The 1429-nt window shown below is 45.6% G+C and carries 3 protein-coding genes; all 3 read left to right on the forward strand.

The annotated features are described in order from the left end of the window. The coding region (cgtA, locus tag BG32_RS06040; RefSeq protein ID WP_121526561.1) for an Obg family GTPase CgtA at positions 1 to 648 on the forward strand (648 nt) is incomplete at its 5' end. Then, the gene (gene nadD, locus BG32_RS06045; RefSeq protein ID WP_173362783.1) at positions 632 to 1204 is read left to right on the forward strand and encodes a nicotinate (nicotinamide) nucleotide adenylyltransferase; all 573 of its coding nucleotides are present in this window, start codon (positions 632 to 634) and stop codon (positions 1202 to 1204) included. The genes cgtA and nadD, both read left to right, overlap by 17 nt. Beyond that, on the forward strand, positions 1197 to 1429 hold a 233-nt coding region (locus BG32_RS06050; protein ID WP_183084299.1), incomplete at its 3' end, for a tRNA-dihydrouridine synthase. The genes nadD and BG32_RS06050, both read left to right, overlap by 8 nt.

Consider the following 1429-nt stretch of genomic DNA (forward strand, 5'->3'; position numbering starts at 1 on the left):
AAAGGAGCTCACGAGGGCATTGGACTTGGGCATACATTCCTTAGGCACATCGAAAGGTGCAAAACAATCGTTCATCTTCTGGATATCTCAGAGAGTGAAGAAAGAGACTTCATTCAGGATTACATAGATATCCGTTACGAGCTCGAATTCTATAAGAGGGAGCTTGCTGATAAGCCTGAGATTGTAGTTGCAAACAAATGCGATCTCATTACACAAGCAGAGAGGCAGAAGAGGCTTCAACTATTCAAAGAAAGCACCGGCAAAGAAATAATTCCTGTTTCTGCCGCTACTCATGAGGGTACTCAGGCTTTGAAAGAAGTGATATGGAGAACGATTGAAGGAGACAGTTCATACCTATCGTCAATGAAAGGGGATGAAGATACCCCTCTACCGCAGGTCGAGCCAGTCGTCCTCACGGCACCCTACCCCGAGGATTTCAGAGTGGAGAAGGACTCTTCTGGAAGGTATGTGGTTCTGGGGCCGGCAGTCGATTTCTACGTGAGAAAGATCAGGGCGTTCAAGTATAGGGATCGTTTTATCATGGATAAATTGGAAAAAGGAGGATTGTCTTCAAAACTTAGAGACGCAGGAATCATGGAAGGAGATACTGTCGTAATAGATGATAGAGAGTATGTGTTCAGGGAATAGGATTGGGATCTTTGGGGGTTCTTTCGATCCAGTGCACAATGGACACATCATTGTTGCAATACTAGCCATAGAACAGCTGGAGCTTGAAAGGCTGTATGTAACTCCTGCTTACATACCTCCTCATAAGGTATCTTCAACGATTGCCCCTTACGAAAAGAGAATGAAGTGGCTTGAAATAGCGTTTGAAGGTGTTGAATGCGCCCACGTTTCGGACTACGAAAGAGATCGAGGCGGGGTCTCGTATTCTCTTTTCACAGTTAGGCATTTCTCTAGAGTTCACAACTGCAAACCCTTTCTAGTTATTGGCGAGGATAGCCTTGCTTCGCTTGACAGCTGGTATGAATACGAATCACTACTTCGCGAAGCAACGATCGCTGTTTACCCCAGAAATTCGATAGAGGTAGAAACTGCTTTGAAAGCAGAAATAGTTTGGTTAGATGCTCCGCGTTTTGAAATATCATCCACTGAAATCAGGAGAAGACTTTCAGAAGGTAAGTCTGTTAGGGGAATGGTTCCCGATTCAATACTTGACGAGGTAGAGGACTTCTATGGATAAACAGATTGGGCTTTCTCCCATGGCCGGTTACACTGATGCCGTTATGAGAGAGCTTTCAGCTGAATGGGGAGCGGATTTTGTCTTCAGCGAGATGATTAGTGTAGAAGGTGTGCTTAGGGCGTCGGGAAGAACAGAGGAGATCGTTCCGGTAACTCCAACGCGAATTCAACTATTCGGCTCGAGCGCTTCTAGAATGGCTAAGGCAGCGATGAGGCTTTCGGAAGT

Origin of the sequence: Mesotoga sp. HF07.pep.5.2.highcov (assembly GCF_003666285.1) — a bacterium.
GTDB classification, from domain to species: Bacteria; Thermotogota; Thermotogae; order Petrotogales; family Kosmotogaceae; genus Mesotoga; species Mesotoga prima.

Excerpts from the sequence above, each read along its gene's own strand:
- nadD (WP_173362783.1), top strand. The coding sequence starts at position 632 with ATGTGTTCAGGGAATAGGATTGGGATCTTTGGGGGTTCTTTCGATCCA.